Genomic DNA, 14,489 nt, shown 5'->3' on the forward strand with positions numbered 1-14,489 from the left:
ACAAGCGCAATAGCGTCCTTCCGGCTCACTGTCGATTGCTTTGTGGCCTGATTTTGGTAGTGAGGGCGCTGCCTTATGTCGCCTGGAGAAACCGACCCCATGACCCCTGGAATCCGTCCGCTCGTTGCCGGCAACTGGAAAATGAACGGCACCAGCGCCTCGCTCAACGAGCTGAGGATGATCGGCAACGGCTTCATGAGCGGGCTCGATGCAGAGACGGAAGCTCTGGTCTGCGTGCCGGCGACCTTGCTTCATCAGGCCGCCGAGATCCTGTCGCGCACGCCGGTTCGTGCCGGCGGCGAGGATTGCCATCCCAAGGAGAGCGGTGCCTATACGGGTGAGATTTCGGCCGAGATGCTGAAGGATGCCGGCGCCAGCCATGTCATCGTCGGCCATTCCGAGCGCCGCGAGCAATGCGGCGACAACGACGCGATCGTCAACGCCAAGGCGTCGGCGGCCTGGCGGGCAGGGCTGGTGGCGATCATCTGCATCGGCGAGACGCGTGCCGAACGCGAAGCCGGCGCGACGCTCGATGTCCTGTCGCGCCAGCTCGACGGTTCCGTGCCTCCGAGCGCCACTGCCGCCAACACCATTATCGCCTACGAGCCCGTCTGGGCCATAGGCACCGGTCTGACACCGACCGCGGCCGACGTCGCCGAGGCGCATGCGCATATCCGCGGCAAGCTCATCGCGCTGCTCGGCGATGCCGCGGCCAAGATGCGCATTCTCTATGGCGGTTCGGTCAAGCCGTCCAATGCAGTGGAACTGCTTGGCGTCGAGAATGTCGACGGCGCGCTGGTCGGGGGCGCGAGCCTGAAGGCGGCCGACTTCCTCGCCATTGCGGAAGCCTATATGAACATCGCATAGCCCTCGGAGCGCACTGAAGCGGCGGGGGACGCAGGCTCAAATCGTTGCAACGGCCGGATTGCTCCCCATATTCCCGGCCACGGGCTTGGAAATGCCGTCAAAGCATTGTAAGGAGCCGCCTCCAAATCACCGGTCGTATGCGCGGCCGCGCAAGGCCTCGCCAGGATAAATTATGGAAACCGTACTGATCGTCGTTCACCTAATGGTCGTGCTCGCCCTTGTCGGCGTGGTGCTGCTGCAGCGCTCCGAAGGCGGCGGTCTCGGCATCGGCGGCGGTTCCGGTTTCATGACGGCGCGGGGCGCCGCCAATGCGCTGACCCGCGCGACGGCGATCCTGGCCGCGGCTTTCTTCGTGACCTCGCTCGCGTTGTCGATCATTGCCCGCTACGGCGAGAAGCCGATCGACATCCTCAATCGCGCGCCTTCCAGTAACGGCGTGCTCAACCAGTTGCCGGGCGCCAACGGTCCAGTGGGCGGCTCGCAGCCGGCGGCGCCGGCTGGCGGGACCGCGCCGGCGGCCCCTTCGGGCGGCACGACGACCACGACGCCACTGTCGAATGGCGCCACCACCACGGCTCCGGCCACCGCTCCCGCCACGCCGGCGCCCGCGAATCCGACCACGCCGCCGACCACGAACGGCGTTACCTTGCCGGTCACCCCGCAGGTTCCGAACCAGTAGCCGGACAAGCATTGCTGCCGCGATCTGTTGTTCTTTGAACACAGTCGCGGCAAATGCCGCTTTATCACGAAGATTCAACCAAGCTTAGCGCGTCGCTCAGCTTGAGGGCACGCTGGCTAATCGATTATAGATTGCGCGCGGCACTTTTCGGCGTCCTTGGGGGGCGCCGGGCGACGCCGTGGGCAACTAGCATAGAAAATCGGATCTTCGCCATGCAGCTTCGCAGCTTCATCCTTTTGGGATTCTGTGCCGTATTCGGCATGGGGTCCGCGGCCTTTGCCTCACCGGCAAACCTGGCCGCTTCGCCGTCGGTAGAGAAGACTGACGCAATTCCCGTCGTCGCCAAGAGCGACGCATCGCAGCTGAAGCTTCTCAAGAAGAAGAAAAACCCGACTCCCGACGATCTCGCGCAGATCAAGAAGCTCGAGGCCAAGATCGCCGCCGACAAGGAAGCGGCCAAGGAAAAGGCGCTTGAAGCCCGCAAGCTGGCGATGCGCGAGGCGGCCAAGGCCAAGGCGGATGCGGCTCGCCAGGAATGGCTTGCCAAAAAGGGCACGTCGGCGGAAGTGGCCGATGCCAGGCCGGTGAAGAAGACCGTCAAGATCATCGAACCGCTCGAGCCTGTGGCGCCGATCGCAGCGCTCCAGACCGAGGAGCCGATCCCGGCCGAAGCGATGAACATCGCGGCCACCGGCAACAACGGTGAGCTGCGCAGCGAGCAGCCCGGCCAGAAGCAGACGAGCAGCGGCGGGCTGTTCGCGGGCCTTTTCGGCGGCCAGTCGGTGACCTCGATCAACTACCTGCCTGAGACCCGCGCGCTCGATTCGGCGCTTGCCAAGAAGGACGCAAAGCGGCCGTTCAAGGTGAAGCCGGAATTCGTGCCGCAGGACGTCACATTCACCGGCTATGAGCCAGGCACGATCGTCATCGACACCAGTGCCCGTCGCCTCTACCTCGTGGAATCCTTTTCCACTGCTCGCCGCTATGCCATCGCGGTGGGACGCGAAGGGCTGCAGTTCAAGGGCACGGTGGCGGTCGGCGACAAGCAGGAATGGCCGCGCTGGATTCCGACGCTCGACATGCAGAAGCGTGAGCCGAAGCACTACGGCCAGTACAAGGACGGCATGCCCGGCGGCGGCGAGAACCCGCTCGGCGCGCGCGCCATCTATCTCTATGACGGCAAGAAGGACACGCATCTGCGCATCCATGGCACCATTGCGCCGCAGTCGATCGGAACCAGCGCCTCCAACGGCTGCTTCCGCATGATCAACGAGCACGTCATGGACCTCTACAGCCGCGTCAAGATCGGCACCAAGGTCGTTATTATCTAACGACAAGGTCGTTAGTTCTAGCGACCCAAGTCGTCGTCATCCGACGCGTTCACGCAAACTGCCGAAAGGGCCGGCACAGCCGGCCCTTTCGTTTTGAATTTTTGTTTTGACGCATGTCGTTGTCCCAAAACCGCCTGGCACTTTTGGGCGACATGCTTCGCAAAGGCCCATCGCGGGCACCGGCGCCATTTTGGGAAAAAGCCTTCGCGGCGGTTTTTTCTCTGGCGGAATCAATCAGGCCGCGTTAAGCGATGACTCCCATGGCGCGATATGTATTCATCACAGGCGGCGTGGTTTCCTCACTCGGAAAAGGCATCGCCGCAGCAGCTCTTGGGGCTCTTTTGCAGGCGCGAGGCTATCGCGCGCGGATCAAAAAGCTCGATCCTTACCTCAATGTCGACCCCGGAACGATGTCGCCGTATCAGCATGGCGAAGTGTTCGTGACCGACGACGGCGCCGAGACCGATCTCGATCTCGGCCATTATGAGCGCTTCACCGGCCGCTCGGCCAACCAGCAGGACAACATCACCACCGGCCGCATCTACAAGAACATCATCGAGCGCGAGCGGCGCGGCGATTATCTCGGCGCCACCGTGCAGGTGATCCCGCACGTCACCGACGAGATCAAGCATTTCGTCCTCGACGGCAATGACGACTACGATTTTGTCCTATGCGAGATCGGCGGCACGGTCGGCGACATCGAGGCGATGCCGTTCCTGGAAGCGATCCGTCAGCTCGGCAACGACCTGCCGCGCAACAACGCCGTCTATGTGCATCTGACGCTGATGCCCTACATTCCGACCGCCGGCGAGCTGAAGACCAAGCCGACGCAGCATTCGGTCAAGGAATTGCGCGGCATCGGCATCGCGCCCGACATCCTGCTGGTGCGCGCCGACCGGCCGATCCCCAAGGAAGAGCGGCGTAAGCTTTCACTGTTCTGCAACGTGCGCGAAAGCGCCGTCATCCAGGCGCTCGATGTGCCGCACATCTATGACGTGCCGATGGCCTACCACAAGGAGGGTCTGGATTCGGAAGTGCTCGCCGCCTTCGGCATCGACCCGGCGCCGAAGCCGCGCATGGAGCCCTGGCAGGCGCTCTCCAGCCGCATCCACAATCCGGAAGGCGAGGTGACGATTGCCGTCGTCGGCAAATACACCGGCCTCAAGGATGCTTATAAATCTTTGATCGAGGCGCTCTCGCATGGCGGCCTCGCCAACCGCGTCAAGGTCAAGCTCGACTGGATCGAGAGCGAGATCTTCGAGAAGGAAGATCCCGCACCCTGGCTGGAAAAGGTGCATGGCATCCTCGTTCCCGGCGGTTTCGGCGAGCGCGGCTCGGAAGGCAAGATCCTGGCGGCGAAGTTCGCGCGCGAGCGCAAGGTGCCTTATTTCGGCATCTGCTTCGGCATGCAGATGGCCTGCATCGAAGCGGCGCGGTCGCTCGCCGGCGTCGAGCATGCGTCGTCGACCGAGTTCGGCCCGACCGAGGAGCCCGTTGTCGGCCTGATGACCGAATGGCTGAAGGGCAACATGCTGGAAAAGCGCAGGGCCACCGGCGACCTCGGCGGCACGATGCGGCTCGGCGCCTACCAGGCCGATCTCGCCAAGGGTTCGAAGATCGCCGAGATCTACGGCGACACCCAGATCTCCGAGCGCCACCGGCACCGCTATGAGGTCAATATCGACTACAAGCAGCGGCTCGAGGATTGCGGCCTGGTCTTTGCCGGCATGTCGCCGGACGGCGTGCTGCCGGAGACGGTCGAATATCCCGACCATCCCTGGTTCATCGGCGTGCAATACCACCCCGAACTGAAGAGCCGGCCGCTCGAGCCGCATCCGCTGTTCGCAAGCTTCATTTCGGCGGCGGTGGAACAGTCCCGGCTGGTGTGAGCGATCGGGCTTGAGCCGGTCATGAACACCTATGTCGCGCTGCTCTACAGCATCGTCCTGGGTGAGGGGCGGCGAGTCGTCATGGCCGACCTTAAGGCGATGGCGGAAGGCGTTGGCCTGAAGAACGTCCGCACGCTGGTGGCGACGGGCAATCTGGTCTTCGAGGCGCGGACGACCAAGGTTTCCGCTCTCGAGCGACGGCTGGAGAAGGCCTTCGAAGAGACTTTCGGCCGGCATGTCGACATTGTAGTGCGCGGCGCAGAGGACTGGCTGAAGCTCGCGGCCGGCAATCCGTTCCCTGCCGAATCGGCGGAAACCGCCGACCAGGTCGCGGTGCGGGTGATGCGTCAACCTGTTGCCGATGAAGCCCTGTCAGGACTTCAGGTCCGTGCCGCCGTGGACGAGAGGGTGCGTCTGGTCGGAGGCGATATCTGGTTTGTCTTTTCGCGCGAGAGGCCAAGTTCGCGGCTGCTTGCAGCGGCAAACCACAAGCGCATGGGCATCGGCACTTCCCGCAACTGGAATACGGTGCGCAGGCTGGCCGAGATGGTAGAAGGTAGGCAGTAGGCAGTAGGCAGTAGGGATGCGTTCTCTATTCCCTGTTGCCTAACGCCTACTGCCTCATTTCAAGCCTTTGCCGTCCGCGCTCCGGCGCCGAGCGCCATGCTGCGCAGCATGTAATAGACGGCGCCCGCGATCGCCACGCCGAAGAACCAGCCATAGACGCCCCACCAGGCGGGCAGCCAGTTGGTGAAGTTGGGCAGGATCGAGGAGAAGATCGCGCCGATGCCGGCGGCGATGAAGGCGTTGACGTGCCAGCCGCCCTGGAAGCGGAACTCGCCGTCTTCCCGATAGAGCGCGCTGACGTCGACCTCGCCCTTCCGGATCAAATAGTAGTCGACCATCATCACGCCGAAGATCGGCCCCATCGTCGCGCCGATGATGTTGACGAAGGAAGCAGCGCTGCCTTCCCACGGCGCGAAGGGATAGAGCACGAGTGCAATCAACGCTGCAATGTAGCCGCCCTTCTTGAAGTCGATCTGGCGCGGGAAGACGTTGGAGAAGTCGAAGGCCGGCGAGACGAAGTTCGCCACGACGTTGATGCCGAGCGTCGCCACCGCGAAGGTCAATGCAGCGAGAGCTGCCAGGAACCAGCTGTCGAACTTGGCCGAGATCTGGTCGGGATGCAGCAGCACCTCGTGATAGACGTCGTAGGCGGCGATCGTGGTGACGCCGGCGACCAGCGAGAACAGGATCAGGTTGACCGGCAGGCCCCAGATGTTGCCCTTGCGCAGCGCCGCATTGTCCGGCGCGTAGCGGGCGAAGTCGCAGAAGTTGAGGTAGAGAGCCGAGAAATAGGTCACCCAGATCGCCGCTACCGCGAATAGCGCCGTCCACGAACCCGGCTCGCCCGGCACGCCGGCATCCTTGGTCTTTTCGAGCAGTACCTCCATAGGGATGTCGCTGGTGAAGGCGAAGGTGCCTGCCTTGAGGCAGAGATAGATCGCCAGGATCAGCATCATCACCCACACCGCAGGGCCGGCCCAATCCTGGAAGCGGCGCACTGTTTCCATGCCTTTCTGGATGATCAAGAGCTGCAGCGCCCAGATGACGACGAAGCAGATCACCTCCAGGGTGGAATGGCCGAGCAGATGCGAGCTCTTGTTGAATTCGTCGAACCACTGCAGCCGGGTCAGCAGCGCCACGATCGCGCCCGATGCGGCGGCTGTCTGCGCGCCGTACCAGAAGCAGGCGACGACGGCGCGCACCAGCGCCGGGATGTTGGCGCCCCAGATGCCGAAGGAGGCGCGCGCGAGCACGGGGTAGGGCACGCCGGTCTTCACGCCGGCATAGCCGACCAGGTTCATCAGCGCGTAGATGATCAGCGAGCCGATGCCGATGGCGATGATGAAGTTGACGAAGCCGCCGCAGAACAGGAACAGACTGGCGGCGAGATAATATCCCCAGAGGCTGTGGACGTCGGAGGTCCAGACGTTGAAGATCGAAAACGGTCCCCAGTTCCTGACCGTTGCCGGAGCCAGGTCCTCGTTGTAGAGGCCGGGCGATGCGCCTTGTATGGTCATTGCAAGTGTCCCCTTTTTGCAAAACGCGCCCTCACGCGTTAACCGGCGAGGTTAAGCCTGACGCTGGGGAACCGACAAGCAATCGATTTGCCGGCTTTGGCCTTAAACTCATTCAATGAGAATCGCGCTTCTCGTTGCGCCAAAAGAGGAATCGCCTTTACTGAGTCGGCTGCCGAACAGCCCGCTGAAGTCGGCGTTCTATCCAGTTCCGTACTTTTTCGAGCGGCAACCAAATTTGTTTGGAACCAAACCACCGAACGTGCGTTTAATGGGGTTCGGCCGCGTTGCGGTCGACCGGGAGGATAGTGATGGATCGCTTGCATTTCTTTACCCCTGTGCGAATCGCGCGTGGGCAGGGATACCCCATGGAGGAAGTCGACAGCGTCTCCGAAGCGATGGTATTCCTGCGGAAATGGCCTACGGGGAGACGCGGCCCCGTTTATCAGTGCGCCATGAATTGCTGCTCGGCAGCGATGGCTGGCAAGATGTCGGCTGAGGAAGCGAGAAAAGCCTTTGTCGGCTTTGCCCGCATCACGCGGATTCTCGACGACGATATGGCGCTGCCCCTGGGCGGCGCGTCCATGGACAATGTCTACGCCCTGAGGCGCTAGGCGAAAAAACCTTCGTGAAATCAAAGTGCTGCGCCTGCGATGGCGCGGCACGCGGCGTGTTGTCTGATGCCGCATCGGGCCGGACCGGGGGCCGACGGTTCCAACCCGTCAAGAGCGTCATTTCGCGCTCTTGCCAATTTCTAAAAGCCAACCATCACGCTATTCGAAATAGTGAAAGTGTTGGAAATACTTATTAGATTTCCGCGCGGAATATCTTTAAACTTGTAGGCGCGATTCCTACTTCATTTGTCGTTATGTCTATCAAGGCAACACCAATGTGAGATCTCTCACGGCCACGCCTCCCCTCACCGGGGACTTGGGACGCGCGGTCATTCTCCCAGACAATGAGCAGCCCAAACGTTCGACACGCCCTTAGTGCGTCGAGCGTGTCGGCGCCCAAATTCCCCGCTTCATCAATCAACACCAACCGGGTGGCGGTCGGGTGAACGAACCCGCGTGCCCCATAGGAGAGAAGAGATGGAAGCCCTACAATATCTCGGCCCGATGAAATGGATGGCGATCGAGGTAGCCGTGCTAGTCATCGTGCTGGCAATCCTGTTCTGGTGGAGCGGCGTGGTCCGCTACATCCCAAACGACAGGCTCGGCATCTTAGAAAAACTATGGAGTTTTCGCGGCTCCGTTAGCAATGGCTTCATAGCGCTCAACCGTGAAGCAGGCTACCAGCCGGAAGTCGTGCGCGGTGGCCTACATTTCTTCATGCCGTTCCAATATTCGATGCATCGCGCCAATCTTGTCACCATCCCGCAGGGTCAGATAGGCTATGTCTTTGCCCGTGATGGCAAGCCGCTGCCTCCGACGCAGACACTTGCTTCCAACACCGACGCCGATGATTTCCAGGATGTGCGCGCCTTTCTCGAAAAAGGCGGACAGAAAGGACCGCAACGCAAGATCTTGCGTGAAGGCACCTATGCCATCAATCTCGCACAATTCGTCGTGCTCACCGCCCAGTCGATCTATGCCGTCAATCTGAGCGCGTCGGAACAAAACCTTTTTACCAATATGTCCAGCATGATCTCGGAGCGGGGTGGCTTTGAGCCAGTCGTCATCCATAATGCCGAGGACATGATCGGTATCGTCACCATCCATGACGGTCCGGCCCTGCCGGACGGCGAGATCATCGCACCGACCGTCGCCAACGATCCGAACGACCCGAACTTCCACAACAATTTTCAGGACCCGGAGAAGTTTCTCAATGCCGGTGGCTACCGTGGCCGGCAGTTGCAGGTGCTGGCCGACGGTAGCTACTTCCTCAATCGCATTTTCGCGACCGTCGAACTGGTCGAGAAGACGATCATTGACGTTGGCACGGTGGGTGTCGTCGTCTCCTATAACGGCCGCCACGGCACGGATATATCCGGGCAGGCATACCGTCACGGCGAGCTGGTCGAAATCGGCGCACGCGGTGTCTGGTCAACGCCGCTGCTGCCGGGCAAGTATGCGTTCAATACCTATGCCGGCAATATCATCACCGTGCCGACCACCAACTTCGTGCTCAAATGGACGAAGGAGCAGTTTGGCGAACACAGGCTGGACGAAAACCTGTCTGAAGTGTCGTTGATCACCAAAGATGCGTTCGAGCCTGTGCTGCCACTCTCCGTCGTCGTGCATATCGACTATATGAAGGCGCCGCTCGTGGTGCAGCGTTTCGGTGACATCAAGCGGCTGGTCGAACAAACGCTCGATCCGATGGTTTCTGCGTACTTCAAGAATATCGCCCAGACAAAGACGCTGATCCAGCTTTTGCAGGAGCGTAGCGATATCCAGCGCAAATCGGGCGAGGAGATGCGCGAAAAATTCAATTCCTACAGTCTCGAGCTGCAGGAAGTGTTGATTGGTACGCCCCGTGCCGCCAATGGCCAGAACAGCATAGAGCAGATCCTGATCCAGTTGCGAGAGCGTCAGATTGCAGTCGAAAAGGTCGAGACTTATAAATTGCAGGAGAGGGCGGCCATTCAGGAACGTACGTTGCGTGAGAAGCAGGCGCTCGCCGAACAGCAAGCCAAGATCACGACGTCGGCACTTACCATCGAGATTAGTGAGAACGAGGGTAAGGCGCAACTCGCCCGCACCCGCCAGGAGGCGGAAACCATTCAGGTCACTGCCAAGGCAGAGGCAGAGAAGGTGCGCCTCGCCGGCCTGGGCGAAGCCGACATGATCAAGGCTGTCGCGCTTGCCGATGCCGAACGCATCAAGGCGACCGGTTTTGCGGAGGCCGAGAAGGTGCGCGCCATCGGTCTGGCGGAGGCCGAGGCCACCGAGAAGAAGGTCGCGGCCTTCGGCGGCCCGGACTATCAGCTCAACTCGCAGGTTCTCATTCGCTTCGCCGAGGCGATCGAGAATGGCAGGTTACCGCTCGTGCCGCAGATCCAGATCGGCGCTACCGGTGGCGAGAAGGGGGCCGCCAATGGCCTTGTCGAGATGATGCTTTCGATGCTCGTTGCCGACCGGGTTGGACGGCAAAACCTACCGGATGAGATCCCGGCACCCGTTGAGGAGGAGTGATTGAGGATGGGCCGGTTGTAGCGGCCCATTCAGACTGCTGACGAACCCGTCGAATTTCGGCAGGGTTTAGTCGTAGCGACCTTCGCGGCGGACTTGGACACGCCAGGAACGATTTCGGCAGAAGCGCGGAAAGCCTTTAGTGGCCTTACCGCATCAGTTGGCGGACACAGCGCTTTGAGTTGTGAGGCGGTAGCGCCACCCGGATCCTCTGGCTGCTCCTGACGGAGGCCGGCCCCTTGAGTCGATGGAGCGCCGGCCCCAGTGGCCGACGCCGAGTGGCGGCGCGCGTCAGCGCTGCCACGTCTCTAATTTTCCCTGAAGGTACGCATGAGGGAAGCCTCGACCGGCGCCAGCATGTAGTTGAGCAAAGTGTGCTCGCCGGTCAGGATCATGTCGCAGAGACTCAGAGACGGCTGTGCTCGGGCTGACGTTACAAGTGCGCTATCTCACGGACCGATTCACCAGGGAACTTGGCTGCAGCCCGCGGGCAGCAGCTTCCCTGTTTGAGCAAGAGGGAACTCGGGCCAGACCCATTTTCATAGGGCAGATCCGTGCAAGAGAACTCCGCGTCCCTGAGCAGGAGCAATGGCGAGTTGAAGTGCCGGCCTGTCAGCCGGACGTCAACAGCGTCAAGAACGAGGCGCCAAGTGCGTGTGCTGTGAACCCGTTATCAGCGACCGCTCGCTCCGGCGGACGTCGGCTCGCATAGCTTCGTGACTCAGGGTTCGCGGATGCTTTCGTCGAGACCACGCAGGAGCGGATAGAGGAAATATGACAAAATCGTGCGGTCGCCCACCTTGATCTCCGCAGATACCGCCATGCCGGGGATCAAGCGAAAACTGCTCGGCACATCACGCAGGTCGGTCGCGGTCAACTCCACCCGTGCCTTGTAGTAAGGACGCTGCTGCCCACCATTCTTCGCATCCGGCGTGAAGGTGTCGTCCGAGACGGTTCGAACCTTACCGGACAGGGTACCGTGCTTCTGGAAGGGCCACGCCTCGAGTTTCAGGCGAACTGCACTGCCGCGCTCGACATGGCCGACATCGAGCCCCTCGACAGAGACTTCTGCCTCCAACGGAGAGCCCAGAGGAACGAGGGTATAGAGCGGCTCTGCTTCTTTCAAGACCGAGCCAACAGAGCGCTGCGCCACTTCGAGCACGACCGCGTCGGCGGGTGCGGTTAGCACCGTGACAGCCTTCCGCCGCAGCGCCTTGCCGAGTTCTCTGGCCGCGGCATCGTGGTCGCGGCGCGCTTGGACCAGGTCCTCAGCGGTCTTCTGGCGGAACTCTGCGAGATAAGCCGCTTCCTCGGCCTTCAAGCGCTCCACATTCTCCTCGAGCTCAGCCATGTTATTGCTCACAAGCAGCATTTCCTGCTCGACCTGCAGCCGCTGACCTTTGGCAGTGAGATAGTCGACCTTCGAGCCGACCTCCCTCTTCACCAGAACGTCCCGCATCGTCTCAAGATCCTTTGCCACGCCAAGGCGGACCTCCAATGCCTCGCGATCGGCGCTCTTGGTCGCCATCTGGGCTTGAACATTACGGATCTGCCGATCGTAAGAAGCCAGCTTCGCCTTGTTCTCCTCGATCCTCCGGATCCAGATCGTCGACTGCAGGCGCGTTTCGTCATCCAGGTTTTGGGGCTTGTACGGCCGGTCGTCGAGCTCGGACTCGAGCCGCCCGATTTGCGCGGCGAGGCTCGCGACCTTTCCCCGCAATTGGTCGGCATCGGCTTCACTGAAAGTCGCGTCGAGGGTCGCCAATGCGTCGCCTTTCCGCACGATGTCGCCCACCTTGGCGTCGATGCTGCGCACGGTCGAGATCTCGAGCGGCTGCACCACAATCGTCGAGGCCGTCGTCATCAGCTTGCCCGGTGCGACCACGATCTGGTCGACCTTGGCCACCGACGCCCAAATGCCTGCGACCATGATGGCCGCGACAAGTGCGTACAGCGTGGCCCCCACCAACCGGGGCGGGCGCCGCTCGTCGATCTTGCGGGCATCGCTTTGAAAGTCTCTCACTGCTGGAAGAAGCGTGCTCATCGGGCAAGATGCCTGTTCTGCTGGCTCCATAGCTGTCGGTAAGTCATGCAGCGGGACAGGAGTTCGCCATGTTTCCCGTAATCGACGATCCGGCCGCGATCGAGCACGACAATGGCGTCCGCTGCGACGAGCGAGGACAGACGGTGCGAAACCATGACTACGGTTCGCCCCTCGGCAATGCGGGCAAGGTTTGCCTGGACGATCGCCTCGCTCTCGGGATCAAGCGCAGAGGTCGCCTCGTCCAGGATGAGGATGCGCGGTTGGCGCAGCAAGGCACGGGCGATCGACAGGCGTTGCTGCTGGCCGCCCGACAAATTGGTGCCGCCCTCCTCGAGCAAGGTGTCGTAGCCCTGCGGCAGAAGCTTGATGAACTCGTCGGCGCCGGCCATCGTCGCGGCGTGGACGATCTCCTCGAGGGTCGCATCTGGCCTAGTCGCCCCGATGTTCTCGCGCACGGTGCCGCGGAACAGAAAGCACTGCTGCATCACGACGCCGACGTTGCTGCGCAAATGCGGGAGGTCGAGCTCGCGAATTTCATGACCGTCGATCCGCACCGAGCCGTGCTGGATCGGGTACGTGCCGCGCATCAGCCGCGTCAATGTCGACTTGCCCGAGCCGCTGCGCCCGACGATGCCGAAAACCGAACCGGCCGGGATGGTCAGCGACACGTCGTTCAGGGCCGGCGGAGCGCTTTCGCTGTAGCGGAAGATCACATGCTCGAACTCGACAGTGCCCGCGATCGGCGGGCGCAGGCCGCGCACGTTCGGTGGCCGCTCCGGACTGCGGTTCATGATGTTGCCGAGCATTCGCACCGAGAGCCCGGCCTCCTGGTAGCCTTGCACCAGACCGACGATCTGTGAGAGCGGCGTGGTGACCCGGCCCGACAGCATATTGAACGCGATCAGCGCGCCCACCGTCATCTGGTTGTCGAAGACCAGCAGGGCGCCGAAGCCGACGACCGCAACCGTCAGCAGCTTTTCGAGGAGCCCGATCACCGCCTGCGCCGAGGTCGAAATCCGCCCGACGTCGAACCGCGACTCGGCGGCCTGGGCGCAGAGCGCGTCCCAGTCGCGCTGGCGCAAGGGCTCGGTCGCCAACCCCTTGACCGTTTCCATGCCGTGGATCGTCTCGACGAGATAGGCCTGACGCTGCCCTTCGGCCTCGTAAAGGACGCGCAACTTGCGGCGGTAGAGCGGGATCAGTCCGCCGATCACACAAGCGGTGAGGGCGGAAAAGCCGAGCACCATTGTGGCGAGGCGGCCGCTGTAGAGGAACAGCAGCGGCACGATGACCAGCAGCGAGGTGGCGTCGAGCAACGTCAGGAAAAGGCGGCCGGTCAGAAACTCCCGGATCTTCTCGACCTGCTGCATGTGCTTGGTGATGACGCCGGCCGAGGCGCGCTCGAAGAAATCGATCGGCAACGACAGCAGACGCGCGAAGGTGCGGATCGAGGTGCGCACATCGATCCGCGCCGAGGCGTAGACCAGCAGGATGCGCCGCAGATAGTTGAAAATCGCGTCGAACAGGACCGCGGCGCTGACCCCGATGGCGAGCACAACGAGCGTCGTATAGGCTTGGTGCACGAGCACCTTGTCGACCGTGATCTGGATAAAGATCGGCAGGGCAAGCGCCAGTACCTGCAGCGCGACCGCCGCCACCGCGATGTCCCGGAACATCGCGCCGTTGCGGACGACTTCCGGGAGGAACCAGGCGAAGCCGAAGGGCCGGCTTTCATCGGTCAGCGCGAATGAGCGGCGCAGCAGCAGGAGCTCGCCGGTCCACTTCCTGCAGAACGTCGCCTGGTCGAGGGGCAATACCGCGAGGCGGTCGGCGAGGGGATCGAGGACCCCGACCTTGTCCTCGTTGAACCCGAGCAGGATGACGCTGTTGCCGTTTGTCAGCCGGGCCATCACCGGATAGGCGTCGCCGAGGCGTTGGAGATCTTTCCAGCCGACCTTCAATTTACGGCTGCGCATGCCGCTGCTGCGGGCGATCTTCGGAAGCAGCCGGTTGATGTCGTCGTCGGGCCTCAGCGCAAAGTCGTGCTTGATGCGCTCGGGGGAAAGATCGATGCCGTAGTGCCGCCCGATGGCGACAAGGCACTGCAGTGCTGTTTCGACTGGAGATCCTTCCACGGTACCGCGCAGATAACTCGCAGTGACAGCCTTGGCGGCGGGCGAACGCGTTCGGAGCGTCCAGGCCAGGACGAGCCATACGAGCACCGTACACAGCAGGAACTGAACCGGGGGGCCCAGCCTGTGGAGCCACTCGGCCAGGTCGCTCGCTCTGTGCAGACCGGGACCGCTCCACTTGACCAGCCCGTGCCCGGCGGAGACGAGAGTGGCGAGCGCATCGGACAACCAGCGATCGTTCATGGCTTTCGCTCCGCGGCGTGCTGGCTGGTCGGCGCGAGGACGGGCGCCGTGACGCTAACGGGCCTCGGCGTGCTCCCGCTTCCGCTGCG

The 14,489-nt window shown here is 62.2% G+C and carries 10 protein-coding genes; 7 read left to right on the forward strand and 3 right to left on the reverse strand.

The window, feature by feature from the left end:
- Positions 1–99: 99 nt before the first annotated feature.
- The 5 genes from tpiA to RFN30_RS05515 all read left to right on the forward strand — a co-directional run bounded on the left by tpiA (position 100) and on the right by RFN30_RS05515 (position 5,333).
- Positions 100–867 carry a triose-phosphate isomerase gene (gene tpiA / locus RFN30_RS05495; protein ID WP_320261124.1) on the forward strand — a complete coding sequence of 256 codons (768 nt, stop codon included), beginning with the start codon at positions 100–102 and terminating at the stop codon, positions 865–867.
- Positions 868–1,039: 172 nt separating this feature from the next.
- Positions 1,040–1,546: a preprotein translocase subunit SecG gene (gene secG, locus RFN30_RS05500; protein ID WP_320261125.1), complete on the forward strand. Its 507-nt coding sequence runs from the start codon at positions 1,040–1,042 to the stop codon at positions 1,544–1,546.
- Between the two features lie 212 nt (positions 1,547–1,758).
- Positions 1,759–2,877, forward strand: coding sequence for a L,D-transpeptidase (locus tag RFN30_RS05505; protein WP_320261126.1), 1,119 nt, complete (start codon positions 1,759–1,761; stop codon positions 2,875–2,877).
- Between the two features lie 251 nt (positions 2,878–3,128).
- The gene (gene pyrG / locus RFN30_RS05510) at positions 3,129–4,766 is read left to right on the forward strand and encodes a CTP synthase (protein WP_127858072.1); all 1,638 of its coding nucleotides are present in this window, start codon (positions 3,129–3,131) and stop codon (positions 4,764–4,766) included.
- A 21-nt stretch (positions 4,767–4,787) separates the two neighbouring features.
- On the forward strand, positions 4,788–5,333 hold the full coding sequence (locus tag RFN30_RS05515) for a DUF1697 domain-containing protein (protein ID WP_320261127.1): 546 nt from the start codon (positions 4,788–4,790) through the stop codon (positions 5,331–5,333).
- A 59-nt stretch (positions 5,334–5,392) separates the two neighbouring features.
- Here RFN30_RS05515 and RFN30_RS05520 read toward each other — a convergent pair whose 3' ends face one another.
- Positions 5,393–6,850 carry an NCS1 family nucleobase:cation symporter-1 gene (locus RFN30_RS05520; RefSeq protein WP_320261128.1) on the reverse strand — a complete coding sequence of 486 codons (1,458 nt, stop codon included), beginning with the start codon at positions 6,848–6,850 and terminating at the stop codon, positions 5,393–5,395.
- A gap of 308 nt (positions 6,851–7,158) precedes the next feature.
- On the opposite strand from RFN30_RS05520, the gene RFN30_RS05525 reads away from it, so the two are divergent.
- Both RFN30_RS05525 and RFN30_RS05530 read left to right on the forward strand, forming a co-directional pair.
- Entirely contained in the window at positions 7,159–7,461 is a 303-nt protein-coding gene (locus RFN30_RS05525) for a DUF982 domain-containing protein (RefSeq protein WP_320261129.1), read from the forward strand.
- A gap of 477 nt (positions 7,462–7,938) precedes the next feature.
- Positions 7,939–9,984 (forward strand): SPFH domain-containing protein, encoded by a 2,046-nt coding sequence (locus RFN30_RS05530; RefSeq protein ID WP_320261130.1) that lies wholly within the window; start codon positions 7,939–7,941, stop codon positions 9,982–9,984.
- 718 nt (positions 9,985–10,702) lie between these two features.
- Here the strand turns inward: RFN30_RS05530 and RFN30_RS05535 are convergent.
- Positions 10,703–12,025, reverse strand: coding sequence for an HlyD family type I secretion periplasmic adaptor subunit (locus tag RFN30_RS05535; RefSeq protein WP_320261131.1), 1,323 nt, complete (start codon positions 12,023–12,025; stop codon positions 10,703–10,705).
- A complete protein-coding gene (locus tag RFN30_RS05540; protein WP_320261132.1) occupies positions 12,022–14,400 on the reverse strand; it encodes a peptidase domain-containing ABC transporter in 2,379 nt (792 codons plus the stop codon). Before RFN30_RS05540 ends, RFN30_RS05535 begins: the two co-directional genes overlap by 4 nt.
- Between the last annotated feature and the right edge of the window lie 89 nt (positions 14,401–14,489).

The organism is Mesorhizobium dulcispinae, assembly GCF_033977345.1.
GTDB lineage: Bacteria > Pseudomonadota > Alphaproteobacteria > Rhizobiales > Rhizobiaceae > Mesorhizobium > Mesorhizobium dulcispinae.